This is a genomic window from Streptomyces sp. GL_140 (assembly GCF_057834465.1).
The window spans coordinates 35,439-52,319 of record NZ_JBYQMJ010000003.1 but is presented as its reverse complement, the minus strand read 5'-3'; the positions used below and the strand labels follow the sequence as shown (position 1 = coordinate 52,319).

Sequence of the window (16,881 nt, the reverse complement as noted above, 5' to 3'; positions counted from 1 at the left end):
CGTATCTGACGCAAGCGGTCGTGTCGGCCCGGACGGTACTCGTCCCACGCGAGCCGTCCGGGCCGGCCGCCCCTCAGAAGGGACCCCAAAGCTCTCATGAGCAAGTACGCGATCGTCGGCCTCTCCTGCCTGTTCCCGGGAGCTGAGACCCCTGCCGAGTTCTGGCAGAACCTCAGCTCCGGGGTGGACAGCCGCAGCGAAGGCGGGGAGGAGGTCTTCGGCCCCGCCCTCGACAACCGGGACACCGACCCCCAGCACGAGATCTACTGCCGTCGGGGCGGCTTCATCACCGACTTCGACTTCGACCCGTCCGGCTACCTCCTCGACCCCGGCCACCTGTCGGGGCTCGACCGGATCTTCCACTGGTCCATGCACGTGGCCAGGGAGGCGCTGCGCGACAGCGGACACGCGGACCGCCCCGAGATATTGGCGCGCACCGGTCTGATCCTGGGCAACTACTCCTTCCCCACCCTGGCTTCGGCCGAGGTCAGTGTGCCGCTGGTGCAGGAGTCCGTACTGGAAGGCCTGCGCCAGGCCGGTCACCCGGCCCTCGGCGCCCTCGCGCCGGGCGGTTCGCAGATCGACGCCAAGGCCCTGAACCCCGAGGACCTTCGGCCCAGCGGCTCCCCGGTCGGTGTCACCGCGACCGCGCTCGGTCTCGGCGGCCCCCGCTACGCCCTCGACGCGGCCTGCTCCTCGGCCCTGTACGCACTGAAGCTGGCCTGCGACCACCTCGCGGCCGGTCAGGCCGACCTGGTCCTGGCCGGCGGCGTCTGCGCGCCCGACCCCACCCTGATCCACCTGTCCTTCGGGGACCTGCAGGCGTACCCGCGCGACGGGTTCAGCCAGCCCTTCGACGCCCGGTCCGGCGGCATCCTCACCGGCCAGGGCGCGGGCATGGTCGCGGTCAAGCGGCTGGCGGACGCCCAGCGCGACGGCGACCGGGTCTACGCGGTGATCGACGGCATCGGGCTGACGAACGACGGCAGCGGACGCCACCTGCTGGTCCCGCAGGGCGGCGGCCAGCTGCAGTCGTACGAACTCGCGTACGCCCAGGCCGGAATCGACCCGGCCGGCATCGACTACCTGGAGTGCCACGCCACCGGCACGCCCATCGGCGACGTCACCGAGGCCGGATCGGTGGCCGAGTTCTTCGGCGCCGCCGGCCGGGTGCCGCTGATCGGCTCGGTCAAGGGCAACATCGGCCACCTGCTCACCGTGGCCGGGCTCAGCAGCATGCTCAAGGTCGTCCTCTCCATGGGCAACGGCCTCATCCCGCCGACGATCGGCGTGGACCAGCCGGTCACCTCCAAGGACGGCTCGGTCGGCGAGGGCACCCTGGTGCGCTCGGTCCGCGACTGGCCCGAGGGCGAGGGCCCGCGCCGGGGCGCGGTCTCCGCCTTCGGTTTCGGCGGCACGAACGCGCACGTGATCCTCTCCCAGCAGGACCCGCAGGCGGCCGCGGCCGTGGCCGGGGCCGATGCCCAGCTGCCCGCCCTCGACGTCGTGGGGCTCGGCGCGCACTTCGGTGCGCTGGGCTCCGTAGAGGAGTTCGAGCGGGCCATCCACCACGGTGCCGACGCGCTGGTCCCGCTGCCCGAGCGCCGCTGGCGCGGACTGGACCAGACCCGGGGCGGCTCGCTGGAGTCCGCGACCGGGGTGTCGCCCGACGCGCTGCCGCAGGGCGCCTTCGTCGACGGGGTCGGCATCGACCCGGTCGACCAGAAGATCCCGCCGGCGGACCTGCGTACGTACAACCTGCAGCACGCGCTGGCCACCAAGGTCGCCGACGAGGCGCTGCGGGACGCCGGCTACAGCCGTGCCGTGCCGGCCGGGCGGACCTCGCCCGAGCCGCGCCGGGTCGCGGTGGTGGTGGCGATGGAGATGGAGCCCACCACCCATCTGCGGCTGAGCCGCTACACGCTCGGGCCGTTCCTGCGCCAGGAGTTCGAGCGGGCCGGGGTGCCCATCGACGAGGAGCAGCTGGCCGCGCTGACGGCCGTGGGCCGCGACGCGGTGGTGGACCCGATCACCGCCAACGAGGTGCTGAGCTACATCGGCAACGTCATGGCCAGCCGGATCTCCTCGCTGTGGAACCTGACCGGCCCGTCCTTCACCGTCTCCTCCGACGGGTCGGGCACCGCCGAGGCGCTGGAGGTCGCGCGGCTGCTGCTGCTCGACCCGAGCATCGAGTCGGTCCTGGTCGGCGCGGTGGACCTGGCGGGCTCGGCGGAGAACCTGCTGCTGACGCCCGAGGTGGTGGCCGAGGCCGGCCTGACCTTCGGCGAGGGCAGTCGCGGCCGCCGCATCGGCGAGGGCGCGGGCGCCATCGTCGTCACCCGTCCCGGTGAGTCGAAGTCGACGGTGTACGCGCGCCTCGAATCGATCGCCATCCGGCACGCGACGCCGGTCGACGGCGCCCTGCCGGAGGCCGACGCCGCCACCCTGGCGGCCGCGGCCGAGGCCGCGCTGACGGCGGCCGGTGTCACGGCCGCCGACATCGGCTACCTGGAGGCCCACGCGGGCGGTACCCGGATCCAGGACGGGGCCGAGATCTCGGCGCTGGCCCGGGTGTACCCGGCCGAGAGCGCGAGTGTGGCCCTCGGCAGCGCCAAGGCGCAGATCGGCGACGCCGGTTCGGCGGCGGGCATGGCCGGGCTGATCCGGTCCGTGCTGAGCCTGCACCACGGCTACCTGCCGGGCACCCGCGGCTGGAGCCGTCCGGCCGGGGAACTGGCCGAGGACTTCGCCGCTTCGGCGCTGTACGTCCCGGACGCCTCGCGTCCGTGGCTGCGGGCGGCGAAGGGCGACCGCCGGTACGCGGCCATGAGCTTCATCGGCGGCAGCGGCGCCCACGGGCACCTCGTGCTCTCCGCGGACACCACCCGCGGCTCGGTCGAGGTCTCCGACTGGCGGCGCGCGGACGGGCCGGTGCTGCTGCCGCTCGCCGCGGACGACCTGGGGGACCTGCTCACCCTGGTCGCACTCCACCGCGATCTGCTCGCGGAGGGCCGCGATCCCTACGAGCTGGCCCGCGCGGCGGCCGCCACCCTGCGGGGCAAGGCGCTGCGCGTGGTGCTGGTCGGCAAGGACGCCGACGAGCTGCGGGCCCAGCTGGACCTGGCCGCGCGCGACCTGCCGGGGGTGTACGCCAAGGACGGCGAGTGGGCCACACCGGTCGGCAGCTTCTTCACCGCCCGCCCGATCGGCCCGGACGGCAAGGTCGCGCTGGTCTACCCCGGCGCGTTCAACTCGTACCCGGGGCTCGGCCAGGACTTCTTCCGGGCCTTCCCCGGTCTGCTGGACCGCTTCGAGGGCCAGACGGACGAGCCGGCCCGGCTGATCCGCGCCGCGCAGCTGTACCCGCGCACCCAGGTCACCCCGGGGCGCCGGGAGCTGATGGGCCTGGAGGCGGGGCTGGGCGAGGACATCCCGTTCATGCTCGCCACCGGCACCAGCTTCTCGATCCTCTACACGGACCTGCTCCGCGAGGTGCTGGGCATCACCGCCCACGGCGGATTCGGCTACAGCCTGGGCGAGTCGAGCATGCTGTTCGCCACGGGCGGCTGGCGTCCGGAGGGCCGTACCGACGGCCTGATCAGCAACACGCCGATCTTCAAGGACCGGCTGTGCGGTCCGCGCCGCACCGTGCGCGAACTGTGGAACCTGCCCGAGGACACCCCGGACGCGGACGTGTGGGCCAGCCACGTGCTGCTCACCGACTCGGCCACCGTGCGCGAGGCGCTGACCCGCTACGACCGGGTGTACCTGACGCACGTCAACACGCACACCGAGCTCGTGATCGCGGGCGACCCGGCCCAGTGCCGCGCCCTGATCAAGGAGCTGGGCTGCCCCGCGGCGCGCTCTCCCGTCAACGTCGTGATGCACTGCCCGGCGGTGGACGCCGAACTGGACGGCCTCGCCGGTCTCAACGACTACCCGACGGGTTCGACCGGCGATCTGGAGCTGTTCAGCGCGTACGACTACGAGGCGCTGTCCGGCATCGACCGCCAGGAGATCGCCCGGCGCATCGCCCACACGCTGCGCTCCGAGATCGACTTCCCCCGTCTGGTGCAGGGCGCCTACGACCGCGGTTTCCGCTACTTCTTGGAGGTCGGCCCGAGCGCGACCTGCTCGCGGTGGGTCAAGGACACGCTCGGCGACGCCGCGCACGTGGCCGTGCCGGTCGACCGGCGCGGAGTCCCGGCCGCCAAGTCGATCGCCCAGCTCGTGGCGCGGCTGGTCGGCCACGGTCTCGAGGTCGATCTGACACCGCTGCTGGGGACCCCGCGGGCCACGGCCTCGGTGTCACCGGTTTCCTCCGCCCGTGCCTCCCGGTTCAAGGTCGGCGGCGCCCGGCCCGTCCCGGCGCGCGTCGCCGAAGAGCTCGCCGCTCTCGCTTCCGGCGCGTCCTCCGCGGCGCCCGCCACCGCTCCGGCGCCTGCCGCCGCTCCGGCGCCCGCCGCCACCACTCCGGTGGCGGTCACCGCCCCGATCACACCCGCACCCGTCCCGTCCGTACCGCCGGAGGACCCACGCCTCATGCCTGCCGACCCGACCCTGGCCGACCCGGAGGTCATCGCCTTCGACGGCGAACCGATCTCCTTCCTTCCGTGGGCGCCTCCGGTGCCCTCCGCCGTCCAGCCGGCCGCCGATCTGGCGCCCCCGGTCCCCGCGGCATCCACGGCTCCCGACGCCGAACTCGCGGTCCGGCCGGCTCCGGCCGCCCAGGCCCCGGTCCGCGTCGCTGCCACCGTTCCGGCCCGCGCCGCCGATCCCGCCGGCTCGGATTCGCCCGCCGCCGACCTGGTCCGTGACATCCGGCGTCAGATGGTCGCCACCCACTCCGTGGTCATGGAGACCCAGCGGATCCTGCAGGACGCCACGCTCAGCCGGGCGGAGGCGCTCCTGGGCGCCCCCTCCGCGGTGCCGGCCGCCCTGCGCGGCGGCTCGGCGCCCGCGCTGGCGCAGGCCGCCCCGCAGGCCCTGACCCAGGCCGCGCCGCCGGCCGCCGCACCGGCGCCCGCACCCGCCGCCGTCCAGGCACCGGCCCCGGCACCGGCCGCTCCCGCGGCGCCGCGGATCGTGGAGGCGTCCGCCGTTCTCCCGCCCGGGGCTCCCGCCGCGCCGACCGCCAAGGCGGACGGCGTGATCTGGGACGAGGCGGACCTGCTGGAGTTCGCCGTCGGCTCCGTCGCCAAGGTCTTCGGCCCGGAGTTCGGCGTGATCGACGGATACGCCCAGCGCGTCCGGCTGCCCGCGCCGCCGTACCACTTCGTCACCCGGGTCACCGAACTCAGCGGCACCACCCACGAGTTCAAGCCCGCTACGATCACCACGGAGTACGACGTCCCCGAGGACGCCTGGTACGCGGTGGACGGCGCCGTGCCGCCGGCCGTCACCGTCGAGGCCGGCCAGTGCGACCTGCTGCTGGTCAGCTACCTCGGCATCGACTTCAAGAACAAGGGCGACCGCGTCTACCGGCTGCTCGACAGCACGCTGATCTTCCGCGGCGAGCTGCCCAAGGTCGGCCAGACCCTGCGCTACGACATCTCGATCGACCGGTTCGTGCACAACGGCGACACCACGCTCTTCTTCTTCAGCTACAAGTGCTACGCCGACGGCGAGCTGATCCTCGAACTCCACAACGCCTGCGCCGGCTTCTTCAGCGCCGCCGAGCTGGAGACCCCGATCGGCGTCGTCATGACCGACAAGGAGAAGGCCCAGCGGGCCGCGCTCCCCCGCGGCTACTTCAAGCCCCTCGCGTACACCGACAAGAACCACCTGGACGCCGCCGACCTGGAGCTGCTCGCCCAGGGCCGCCCCGGTGACGTCTTCGGCCCCGACCACGCCCAGGACCCCGGCATCAACCCGGCGCTGCGGCTGCCGGACGCGAAGCTCCGGATGGTCGACGACGTCACGATCGACCGCAAGGGCGGTCCCCGCGGCCTCGGTCTGATCAGCGCGACCAAGCAGCTCCAGGCCGACGCCTGGTACTTCGAGTGCCACTTCCCGGACGACCCGGTCCTCGCCGGCTCCCTGGTGGCCGAGGGCGCGGTCCAGCTGCTCCAGGTCTACCTGCTGCACCAGGGCATGCACCTGACGCTGCCGGACGCCCGCTTCCAGTGCGTCACGGACGTGCCGATCGAGGTCCAGGTCCGCGGCCAGATCACCCAGCAGCACACCGAGATCCGCTACGAGGTCGAGGTCATGGAGCTCACGCTCCTGCCCCGCGCCACGGTCATCGCGGACGTGCTGATCTACCTGGGCGACCTGCCCGTCATCCGGATGAAGGGCCTCGGCCTGCAGGTCCTGGAGAAGAAGGGCACCCCGTACCGCCCGGAGGCCGGCGGCATCCCGAAGTTCCTGGGCCGCCGCAACCGCAGCGGCGAAGCCGCGATGATCAACGAGATGCACCTGGCGCACGCCGCCAAGGGCGAGCTGGACATCGCGATGGGCCCGGAGTTCGAGGTCTACCGCACCAGCCGTGCGCCGTTCATCCCCAACGGCGCCTTCCAGTTCGTCGACCGCGTCATGTCCCTCAAGGGGACCCGCGGCAACCTGGGCCCCGGCTCGGAGATGGTCACGGAGTACGACTCCCCGCCGGACGCCTGGTACTACGAGCAGAACTCCTACCCCCACATGCCCAACGCCGTGTACATGGAGAGCTCCCTCCAGGCGGCCATCTTCCTCGGCTACTACCTCGGCGCCACCCTCAAGCGGCCCGACGAGCAGTACGCGATCCGCAACCTCGACGGGCGCGCCACCCTGGTCAAGGACATCGACCTGCGGGGCAAGACCATCCGCCACCACTCCAAGCTGCTGATGACCAGCGCCGTCACCGGTGCGGTCCTGCAGAACTTCTCCTACGAGCTCTCCGCCGACGGAGAGGTCTTCTACACCGGCGAATCGCTCTTCGGCTACTTCAGCGACGCGGCCCTCTCCAACCAGGTGGGCCTGGACAACGGCAAGTACGTCGCCCCGTGGATCGAGACGGAGCAGGTCGACCCGTCCCGGGTCCGCCGCATCGAGCTCCCGGCGGGCGCGCCGGCCTTCACCGACCCCACCGGCGGCCACCTGCACCTGCCCGGTGAGCGGTACGCGCTGGTCGACCGGGTCGACCTGGTCGAGGACGGCGGCCGGCACGGCAAGGGCTACCTGCACGGCCACCGCGAGATCCGCCCCGACGAGTGGTACTTCGAGTGCCACTTCCACCGCGACCCGGTGATGCCCGGCTCGCTCGGCGTCGAGGCGATCCTGCAGGCCATGCGGCTGTACGTGATGGAGGAGAACCTCGCGGAGGGCATCGAGAGGCCCCGTTTCGCGATGGCCACCGACGTGGAGATGGCCTGGAAGTACCGCGGCCAGATCCTGCGCCACGACAAGGAGCTCAACTTCGACGTGCACATCAAGGAGGTGCGCCGCGAGGAGGGGCGCCTGCTGCTCATCGCCGACGCGGAGCTTTCCAAGCCGGGCCTGCGCATCTACGAACTCACCGACGTGGCCATCGAGGTCCGTTCCACCGAGGCCTGACGGCCCGCCAGCTGAGCCCTAGGAGCTTCGTTCCCCATGGACACTCTCGAGACCCCTCTCCGGTGGTACGGAGAGCGCAACCCGAGCATCGACCCGGCCGGTATCTACCAAGTGCTGGCCGACCTCGAACACCCGTGTTTCATCACCGTCACCCGTGAGGGCATCGGTGCCGCCGCCGGCGGTTTCGCCACCGCAGACGGCGACGGCCTGCCGCTGCTCGCCGCCGCGCAGCCGCTCCCCCCGGAGCGGCTGGGCTCGGCCTCCTTCCTCGCCGCCCACGGCGTGCGCTACGCCTACATGGCCGGTGCGATGGCCGGTGGCATCGCGTCCGCCGACATGGTGATCGCCCTGGCCAAGGAGGGGTTCCTGGCCTCCTTCGGGGCCGCCGGACTGCTGCCCGAGCACATCGAGCGGGCGCTGACCCGGTTCGCCACCGAGATCCCCGGACTGCCCTTCGCCGTCAACCTGATCCACAGCCCCAGTGAGGACCGGCTGGAGCGGGAGGCCGTCGAGCTCTTCCTGCGCCACGGGGTGCGCTGCGTGGAGGCGTCCGCCTACATGGACCTCACCCAGCACGTGGTGCGCTACCGGTTGGCGGGCCTGCGCCGGGACGCCGACGGCCGGGTCGTCGCCGACAACCGGCTGATCGCCAAGATCTCCCGGACCGAGACGGCCAGCCTGTTCATGCGCCCGGCCCCCGCGGCCCTCGTCAACGCTCTGGTGCAGCAGGGCCTGGTCACCTCCGAGCAGGCCGAGCTGGCCCGGCATCTGCCGCTGGCCGACGACATCACCGTGGAGGCGGACTCCGGCGGCCACACCGACCGGCGCCCGCTTCCCGCGCTGCTGCCGACCATCCTGCGGCTGCGCGACACCATGCAGCGCGAGTACCACTACGCCTCCCCGATCCGGGTCGGCGCGGGCGGCGGGCTGGGCACGCCCGTGGCGATGGCCGCGGCCTACGCGATGGGCGCCGCGTACGCGGTCACCGGCTCCGTCAACCAGTCCTGCCTGGAGTCGGGCGCTTCCACGGCGGCCAAGGCGATGCTCGCCGAGGCCGGCATCGCGGACTGCGAGATGGCTCCGGCGGCCGACATGTTCGAGATGGGCGTGGACCTCCAGGTCCTCAAGAAGGGCACCTTCTTCCCGATGCGGGCCCGTCGGCTGTACGAGCTGTACCAGGCGTACGACGGGCTGGAGTCGATCCCCGAGGCCGACCGGACCAAGCTGGAGACGCAGGTCTTCCGCCGGCCCCTGGAGGACGTCTGGCAGGAGTGCGTCAGCTACTTCTCGCGCCGCGACCCGGAGCAGCTGGAGCGCGCGGCCGGCAACCCCAAGCGCCGGATGGCCCTGGTCTTCCGGTGGTACCTGGGAATGGCCTCGCGCTGGGCGGTCACCGGTGACGCGGACCGCGCCATGGACTACCAGGTCTGGTGCGGTCCGGCGATGGGCTCCTTCAACGACTGGGTGACCGGCAGCTACCTCAAGACGCCCGGCAACCGCCGGGTCGCCGAAGTGGCCCACCACCTGATGCGGGGCGCCGCCTTCCACACCCGGCTGGCGCAGCTGCGCAACGCCGGCGTGCACATCCCGGCCACCGCCGCGGACTACCGCCCGGTGCCGCTGGAGACCTCGCCGGAGTTGCCATGAGCCTGCTGACCCCGGAGGAACTGGAGACGCTGCTCGGCGACCCCGCCGACGACTCCAACCCGTACGGGTTCGCCGCGGCCGTCGGCCGTGACGAGCGCGAGGAGTTCCCGGCCGAGTTCTGCGCGGAGCTGGCCGGGGCGGGGTTCCACCTCAACTACCTGCCCAAGGAGTGGGGCGGGGCGTTCGAGTCGTTCGACCGGAGTCTGACCCTCGTGCGGTCGGCGGCCCGGCGGGACGTCAACATCATGCCCGGCACGATGTTCAGCATCATCGCGGCGACCTGCCTCCAGCTGCACGGGACGGTGGAGCAGCAGCAGCTGGCCGCCGAGATCCTGCGCGGCGGAGGCGCCGTGGGCTTCGCGCTCACGGAGGCGGAGCACGGCAGCGACCTGCTGACCAACCAGGTGCGCCTGAGCCCCGAGGGGCTGCTGGACGGCGAGAAGTGGATGGTCGGGCTCGGCATGCGGTGCGAGGCGGTCTACGTGATCGCCCGCACCGGCGAGCGCGGCCCCGGTGCCTTCTCCGCGGTCCTGCTGGACCTGCGGAACGCGCCCGAGGGGCGCCTCGAGCGCGCTCCGGCCGCCCGTACCAACGGAATGCGCGGGATCGACCTGGCCCGGCTGCGCTTCACCGGGTTCCAGGTGCCGGACGGCGCCCGGGTCGGCAAGGAGGGCGAAGGACTGGAGGCGGCCGTCAAGGCGCAGCAGGCGGTCCGCCTGATGAGCATGGCCGGCAGCCTGGGCATCGCGGACAGCGCCGTCCGCCTCGCCCTGGACTTCGCCGTGGAGCGCAAGGTCGGCCGTGCGGTGCTGACCGCCTCGCCGTGGCCGCGCCGTGAGCTGTCGGTCGCCGCGGCCGCGCTGCTCGCCGCGGACGTGGCCTCGCTGACCGCGGCGCGCGGGGTGCACGTGGTGCCGGAGGCGTTCTCGGTCTGGGCGCTCGCCGCCAAGCACGTGGTGGCGGAGGCCTCGGACGAGCTGATCCGGCGGGCCGGAGCGGTACTGGCCACCCGGTCGGTGCTGCGGGAGGGCGAGGGCGGGGCGGGCCTGTTCCAGAAGCTCCAGCGGGACTCGGCCGTGGTCCGCGTGATCGACGCGAGCACGCTGGCCAACCTGAAGTCCTACGCCGGCCAGGTGCCCACCCTCACCGAGGGCGCGGCCCCGGCCGATCCGGCGGCGGTCGCCACCGTGTTCACCCTGGACGCTGTACTGCCCCCGTACGAGCCCTCCCGGCTCGACATGTTCGCCCGCGGCGTGGACCCGGTCCTCGCCGCCCTCCCGGAGGCGGCCTCGGCCGCCTCCGGGGCCCTGGCCGCCGACGAGGGCACCGCCCCCGTGGCGGCCCTGGTGGCGGAGCTCGCCGCGGCCGTCGCCGGCCTCGGCGAGCTGACCCGGGCGGCCCGCCTTCCGGGCGCGGACCCGAACGCCCTGGTGGACGCGGCCGAGCGGTACGCGTGGCTGCACACCGCCGGCTGCGCCGTCCACCTGTGGGCGGCCAACCGCGACCGGTCGCTGTACGGCACCGAGCCCGGCAGCGTCGGCTGGCTGGGCGCGGTGCTCGGCTACCTGCTGGCGCGCGCCGAAGGCACGGACCCGCGCGGACGGGGCGCCGCGCTGGCGCCCGCGCTCGACGCGGTCCTGGCGCTGCGCGCGTCCGGCCGGCTGTTCACCGCCCTGCCCGTACGGCTGGCCACCACGACCCGACAGGAAGAGTCCTGATGTCCAAGTCCGATCTGACCGCACTGGCCGCGGAACTGGAGGAGTACCTCGGCGACCCGCACGACCCGGGCAGCCGGATCTCCTTCAACAGGGTGCTGGACCACGACGAGCACGAGGAGTACCCCTTCGGCTTCGTCAGCCAGCTCCGGCGCTGGGGCGTGCACGAGTACTCGCTGCCCGCCGAGCAGGGCGGCCGGGCCGGCAACGTGGAGACCGGGTTCAACCTGATGCGGCTGGTCGCGCGCCGCGACTCCACCACCGCCACCGCACTGGTGATCACCAACCTCAGCTTCATGCCGGTGTGGATCGCGGGCACCGACGAGCAGAAGAGCCGGCTGATCGCGCACATGAAGCGGGGCGGCGGGCTCTCCTGGGGGCTGACCGAACGCGCCCACGGCAGCGACCTGATCGCGAACGAGATGGTCGCCGAGAAGACCGAGGGGGGCTGGCTGCTCACAGGCGAGAAGTGGCTGATCGGCAATGCCACGGTCGCCGACACGATGGTCCTGTGCGCCCGCACCGGCAAGCGCAACGGCCCCGGTGCGTACTCCCTCTTCATCCTGGACAAGTGGCAGGTCGAAGCCGATGCGGTCGAGGAGCTGCCGGTCGAGAAGCTGCACGGACTGCGGGCGCTCGACCTCAGCGGCCTGAAGGTCAAGGGCGCCTTCGTACCCGACTCCGCGCTGGTCGGTGGCGAGGGCCAGGGGCTGGAGATCGCGCTGAAGTCCACGCAGGTGGCGCGCGCCGTGATCAGCAGCCTGTCGATGTCGGCCGTCGACACCGGGCTGAGGCTCACCCTCGACTTCACCGAGCAGCGGGTGCTGTTCGGCGGAGTGGTCAGCGACGTCCCCTACAGCCGCCGCCAGCTGTGCGAGGCGTTCGCCGACCTGATGATCGCGGACGCGCTGAGCCTGGGCGCGGTGCGCAGCATCCAGGCCGCGCCGGAGCAGCTGAGCATCTGGTCGTCGGTGGTCAAGTACCTGGCGCCGACGCTGCTCGAGAAGACCATGTCGCAACTGAACGTGGTCCTGGGGGCGCGCTACTTCCTGCGCGCCCACCCGCACTACGGGCCGTACCAGAAGATGCTGCGCGATCTCCTGGTCGCCAACATCGCGGACGGCAACACCGTGGTGAACCTGCGCAACATCGGGCAGCAGCTGGAGGGCCTGCTGGCCACGGCCGGCAGTGCGACGCAGGAGGTCCGCGACGCAGCGGCCGAGCGTGCCGCCACGCTGTTCGGCATGGACCGCGAGCTACCGGTCTACGACGGTTCCCGGCAGGAGCTGTTCAGCCGCGGCGGCCTGGACGACGCGGTGCTGGCTGGCCCCGACGGGGTGCGCCGGCTCCGGGAGATCGCGAAGGACGCGGACCGCGAGCGGCTGCTGGCCGCTGCGGACGTCGCCGAAGAGATGATCGGCCGGATCGGTGTCCTGGCCTCGAAGGCCGCCGAGCTCAAGGCCCGGCTGGGCCGCGGCTTCGGTCAGTCGGCGGAGCTGTTCGACCTGTCCAAGGAGTACTGCCTCGTGCACGCCGCGGCGGCGATCGTGCTCACTTACGTTCACTCGCACGAGGCGCTCGAGGACCCGCTTCCCAGCGCCGCTCTACTGCTGCTCCAGTTGGAGCGCGTACGCAGGGAGTTGTACCCGCACGAGGCGGTCACGGACCAGTCCGTGATCGACGACGTGATGCAGGTGCTGCGGCATCTGCACCGGGAGAACCGGCTCTTCTCGCACTGGCAGTTCCCGCTCGCAGATCGCGTCACCGACCTCTCCGCCGCCCGCACCTGACACCGCCGTTGAACCTGACTGTGAAGGACTCTCCCATGTCGCAGAATCCCACTCCCCGCGTCGCGGTCGTCGGCGCAGGCGTCGCCGGGATCTCCGCCGCGTACCACCTGCGCGACCACGCCCAGATCACGATCTTCGAACGGGAGGACCGGCTCGGCGGACACGCCAACACCGTCGAGGTCGAGGAGAACGGCCAGGTCCTCGGGATCGACACGGCCTTCGTCGTGTTCAACCGGCCGGCGTACCCGAACCTGTTCGGTTTCTTCGACGAGCTGGGCGTGGAGGCCGTCGAGCACCTCGGCGGCTTCAACTTCTTCGACCTGGACAGCGGGCTGGAGTACGGCACCGACGAGCTCGACCTGAGCGAGGAGGAGGTCACCGCCCGCTACTCGGAGGAGTTCGTCACCATCTGGCGCGAGGCCCGCCGCTTCCACGAGGAGGGTCGTCGCGACTTCCTGCGCAAGAAGGCGGACATCCCCCTCGGCGAGTACCTCGACCGCGGCAACTACAGCCAGGCCTTCCGCTACTCGTACGTGATCCTGCTCTGCTCCGCCGTGTGGTCGGTGCCGGCCGAGCTGATCTGGGAGATCCCTGCCTCGACCGTGATCGCCTTCTACCTGGGACACGACGAGGGCGGCCTCGGCGGGCGCCGGGTGGACTGGCGGACCGTCGGCGGCGGTTCCATCTCATACGTCCGCAAGGCGATCGCCGCGATCGGCGCCGAGCTGCGCACGGCCGAGCCGGTCACCGCGATCCACCAGGCGGAGGACGGCTCCGGGGCCACGGTCACCACGGCGAAGGGCAGCGAGACGTTCGACTACGTCATCGTGGGCGCCCACGCCGACGAGGCCCTCGCGCTGCTGGCCAACCCGAGCGCGCGCCAGAAGGAGGTCCTGACGCCGGTCCGCTACAGCTCCTCGCGCGTGGTGCTGCACACCGACCCGTCGGTGATGCCGCCCACCAAGGACCGCTGGGAGGCGTGGAACTACGGCCAGGTCGAGGCGGGGGGCGAGGCGCGCCAGTACGTCGCGTACTACATGAACAAGCTGCACGGCTTCACAGCCGAGAAGGACTACTTCGTCACGCTCGACTACCCGCTGGAGGTCGACCAGGAGACGGTGATCGCGGAGTTCCCGTACACCCACCCGATCATCGACATCCACGTCCGCAACCTCCAGGCGGACATATACAACGTCAACGAGGGCACGCGGGTGAAGCTGGCCGGCTCCTACTTCCACTCCAAGAAGCTGGGCTGGGACCAGATCGGCTCGCACGAGGCCGGTTTCTCCTCGGGCGCCGAGGCCGCGGCCCAACTGCTCAAGGAGCTTCAGGGCTGATGTCCTGCCCGGGGCCGCGGCGGCGGGCGGCCGATTGGTGTTCCTGCGCGAGCCGGCGCAGGGCCATCAGCACCGGTTCCAGGAGGAAGGTCAGCACCAGGGCCCGCTCGGCCTGTTCGAGGGGGTCCGCCAGGTCCTGGATCCCGTCGAGGTCCACGGAGGCGATCTGCCCGGCGAGTTCCGCGTACGGGACCAGGCGCTTCCAGTCGTATTCGATGCCGAGGTCGCCCAGCGTCTGCAGGGTCTCGGCGATCACCCCCTTGGTGGGGGCGTTGTCCGAGACCTCCCAGCCCAGGGAGTCCAGGAGGGCGTCCACCTCGGCCATGCGGGGACGCGGCGGCTCTTCCCCGGCCGGTGCGGCCGCGGCGGCGCCCGCCGTTCCCACTGATCCGAGGACGATGCCGAGGAGCTGGTGGACATCACCCTCGTGTTCACCGATCCCGCCGAGTACGTCCTTGGCGGCGCTGACGCTCAGACCCCGGACCCCGACCAGGGCCCGGACGAGCCGAAGCCGCCGGGCGTGCGACTCGTCGTAGTCCGCCTGGTTCGCGGCCGTAGGACGGCCGGGCGGAAGCAATCCCTCGCGGAGGTAGTACTTGATGGTCGTGACCGGCACCCCGCTGCGGCGGCTCAACTCGGAGATGCGCATCAGTTCCTGCTCTCGACTAGCTATTGGACAGTTCCACTCTCTACTATGGATACTGCCACTCCCCAATACTGAAGGCGAGAGTTCCGGTGCCGAAACTTTCCTGGAAGAGCAGCAACCCGCTCCCCACCGACGCCCGGGTGTACGTCATGGCTTCGCGCTTCGAGGTGAAGTCCGGCTCCGACGTGCCTCGCTTCTTCCTGCGGGCGCTCTCCGCCTGGGCCCAGCTGAAGACCTCGCCGGGAGCGGTCGAAGCCTCCCTGATCGCACAGCCCCTCAAGCGCACCTTCTGGACGCTGTCCGCCTGGGAGAGCCGCGAAGCCGTCTACGCCTACGCCAGGGCGGAACCGCACCGCAGCATCATGGGCGAGCTCCGCTCCACCATGCGCACCTCCGTCTTCACCTTCTGGGAGCTTCCGCTGTCCGGTCTTCCGCTCGACTGGACGGATGCCAGGAAGCGCCTCGACGCGCAGTTCCTCGCGGATTCCGCCAAGACCGACTCGTGACCCGCACGTCCCGATTCCCGGTCGCGGCCCCTCCCCACGCTCCCGGCCGCGTCCCCCTCTCCACTCCCGGCCCGGGGAACCCCCGCCCCGGGCCGGGCTCCCACAGCCGCGCCGCCCAGTGCTTCCGATCACCCTCCCGCCCCGCGGGGACCCCGCGGGTGACCCCTTCTCTTCTGGAGAACTCCTTATGAGCACGCTAGATGGCGGCGCGACTCGCCGCGTCCCGCTGTGGCTGTCGATCGTTGCGGCCAGCGTCCCCATGTTCATGGTCGCGCTGGACAACCTCGTGGTGTCCACCGCCCTGCCCACCCTCGCCCGCGAACTGAAGGCCGACACGCAGGACCTCCAGTGGTTCGTCAACGCCTACGTACTGGCGTTCGCCTGCCTGCTGCTCACCGGAGCCGCCCTCGGTGACCGCTTCGGCCGCCGCAAGATCTTCGTGCTCGGCATCACGATCTTCACGCTGTCCTCCATCTACTGCGGACTCTCCGACACCACCACCGAGCTGATCACCGGCCGCACCCTGCAAGGCATCGGCGCGGCCGCCGTCATGCCGCTGTCGATGACGCTGCTCGCGCAGGCGGTGCCCGCCAAGAAGCGCAGCCTGGCCCTCGGCCTCTGGTCCGCGTTCAGCGGCCTCGCCGTGGCCTTCGGCCCGGTCGTCGGCGGCGCCGTGGTCGACGGCATCGCCTGGCAGTGGATCTTCTGGATCAACGTCCCCGTCTGCGTGATCGCCATTCCGCTGGTGCTCAAGGTCCTCGACGAGAGCAAGCTGGCCGGAGCCCGGCTGGACCCGCTCGGCATGGTGCTCGCCACCGGCGGCCTGACCTCCGTGGTCTGGGCGATCGTCAACGGCTCCGAGGACGGCTGGAGCGACGGCCGCATCCTGGGCGCGTTCGCCGGCGGCGCCGTGCTGCTCGTCGCCTTCGTGCTCTGGGAGGCCCGCGCCGCCCAGCCCGTGCTGCCGCTGGGCCTCTACCGCCTCCGCGCCTTCGTCATGACCAACATCGTCTCCGCGACGATGTACTTCGGCGTCTTCGGCTCGATCTTCCTGCTCTCCCAGTACCTCCAGATCGCCCCGCACCGCACCCCGCTCCACGCCGGTCTGCTGACCCTGGCCTGGACGCTGATGCCGATGTTCATCGCTCCGCTGGCGGGCGCGTTCACCGACCGCGTCGGCGGCGGCCGCCTCATGGCGCTCGGCCTCTTCCTCCAGGCGGCGGGCCTCGCCTGGATCAACCTGGTGGCCACCGACAACACCCCGTACTCCCACATGTTCGCCGCGATGATGCTCGGCGGCGCCGGCATGGGCTTCGCCTTCGCCCCGACGGCTGCGGTCGTGCTCGGCTCGGTCTCGCAGGACATGCAGGGCAAGGCCTCGGGCGCGAACACCACCTTCCGCGAGATCGGCGGCGCGCTCGGCATCGCCGTGCTCTCCACGGTCTTCGTGCGCAACGGAAGCGCCGCGAGCGCACAGCAGTTCGTGGACGGAATGCACCCGGCCGTCTGGGTCGGCGTGGCCGTGGTCTTCGTCGGCGGCCTGTTCGCCCTGGCCATCCCGCGCAACGTGGCTCCGCCCGCCGAAGCGAAGGACGCCGAGGCTCCCGAGGTGGGGAGCGAGGAGGCCCGTACCCCGGCCGTGAGCACGGTCTGACGACCCCTGCCCCACCGCGGACCCCGCACCCCGCACCCCGCACCCCGCGCGTC

Annotated in this window: 8 protein-coding genes; 7 read left to right on the top strand and 1 reads right to left on the bottom strand. The window is 71.9% G+C overall.

Going from position 1 to position 16,881, the window contains the following annotated elements:
* Positions 1-96: 96 nt before the first annotated feature.
* The 5 genes from AC3IYJ_RS41555 to AC3IYJ_RS41535 are packed head-to-tail and all read left to right on the top strand — an operon-like array spanning position 97 to position 14,022.
* Positions 97-7,533, top strand: coding sequence for a beta-ketoacyl synthase N-terminal-like domain-containing protein (locus tag AC3IYJ_RS41555; RefSeq protein WP_489403397.1), 7,437 nt, complete (start codon positions 97-99; stop codon positions 7,531-7,533).
* A 36-nt stretch (positions 7,534-7,569) separates the two neighbouring features.
* On the top strand, positions 7,570-9,180 hold the full coding sequence (locus AC3IYJ_RS41550) for a PfaD family polyunsaturated fatty acid/polyketide biosynthesis protein (protein ID WP_489403396.1): 1,611 nt from the start codon (positions 7,570-7,572) through the stop codon (positions 9,178-9,180).
* Entirely contained in the window at positions 9,177-10,898 is a 1,722-nt protein-coding gene (locus tag AC3IYJ_RS41545) for an acyl-CoA dehydrogenase family protein (protein ID WP_489403395.1), read from the top strand. Before AC3IYJ_RS41550 ends, AC3IYJ_RS41545 begins: the two co-directional genes overlap by 4 nt.
* Entirely contained in the window at positions 10,898-12,685 is a 1,788-nt protein-coding gene (locus AC3IYJ_RS41540) for an acyl-CoA dehydrogenase family protein (RefSeq protein WP_489403394.1), read from the top strand. The genes AC3IYJ_RS41545 and AC3IYJ_RS41540 overlap by 1 nt, the downstream gene beginning before the upstream one ends.
* A 35-nt stretch (positions 12,686-12,720) precedes the next feature.
* Positions 12,721-14,022, top strand: coding sequence for an NAD(P)/FAD-dependent oxidoreductase (locus tag AC3IYJ_RS41535; protein ID WP_489403393.1), 1,302 nt, complete (start codon positions 12,721-12,723; stop codon positions 14,020-14,022).
* Here AC3IYJ_RS41535 and AC3IYJ_RS41530 read toward each other — a convergent pair.
* Positions 14,003-14,671, bottom strand: coding sequence for a MerR family transcriptional regulator (locus AC3IYJ_RS41530; RefSeq protein ID WP_489403392.1), 669 nt, complete (start codon positions 14,669-14,671; stop codon positions 14,003-14,005). The two genes, AC3IYJ_RS41535 and AC3IYJ_RS41530, sit on opposite strands and share 20 nt — an antisense overlap.
* Positions 14,672-14,757: 86 nt before the next feature.
* On the opposite strand from AC3IYJ_RS41530, the gene AC3IYJ_RS41525 reads away from it, so the two are divergent.
* Together AC3IYJ_RS41525 and AC3IYJ_RS41520 are read left to right on the top strand one after the other, a co-directional pair.
* Positions 14,758-15,174 (top strand): DUF3291 domain-containing protein, encoded by a 417-nt coding sequence (locus tag AC3IYJ_RS41525; RefSeq protein ID WP_489403391.1) that lies wholly within the window; start codon positions 14,758-14,760, stop codon positions 15,172-15,174.
* 187 nt (positions 15,175-15,361) lie between these two features.
* Positions 15,362-16,828 (top strand): MFS transporter, encoded by a 1,467-nt coding sequence (locus AC3IYJ_RS41520; protein WP_489403390.1) that lies wholly within the window; start codon positions 15,362-15,364, stop codon positions 16,826-16,828.
* Positions 16,829-16,881 lie beyond the last annotated feature (53 nt).

Excerpts from the sequence above, each read along its gene's own strand:
- AC3IYJ_RS41540 (WP_489403394.1), top strand. The coding sequence starts at position 10,898 with ATGTCCAAGTCCGATCTGACCGCACTGGCCGCGGAACTGGAGGAGTAC.
- AC3IYJ_RS41555 (WP_489403397.1), top strand. The coding sequence starts at position 97 with ATGAGCAAGTACGCGATCGTCGGCCTCTCCTGCCTGTTCCCGGGAGCT.
- AC3IYJ_RS41550 (WP_489403396.1), top strand. The coding sequence starts at position 7,570 with ATGGACACTCTCGAGACCCCTCTCCGGTGGTACGGAGAGCGCAACCCG.
- AC3IYJ_RS41545 (WP_489403395.1), top strand. The coding sequence starts at position 9,177 with ATGAGCCTGCTGACCCCGGAGGAACTGGAGACGCTGCTCGGCGACCCC.
- AC3IYJ_RS41520 (WP_489403390.1), top strand. The coding sequence starts at position 15,362 with ATGAGCACGCTAGATGGCGGCGCGACTCGCCGCGTCCCGCTGTGGCTG.
- AC3IYJ_RS41530 (WP_489403392.1), bottom strand. The coding sequence starts at position 14,671 with ATGCGCATCTCCGAGTTGAGCCGCCGCAGCGGGGTGCCGGTCACGACC.
- AC3IYJ_RS41535 (WP_489403393.1), top strand. The coding sequence starts at position 12,721 with ATGTCGCAGAATCCCACTCCCCGCGTCGCGGTCGTCGGCGCAGGCGTC.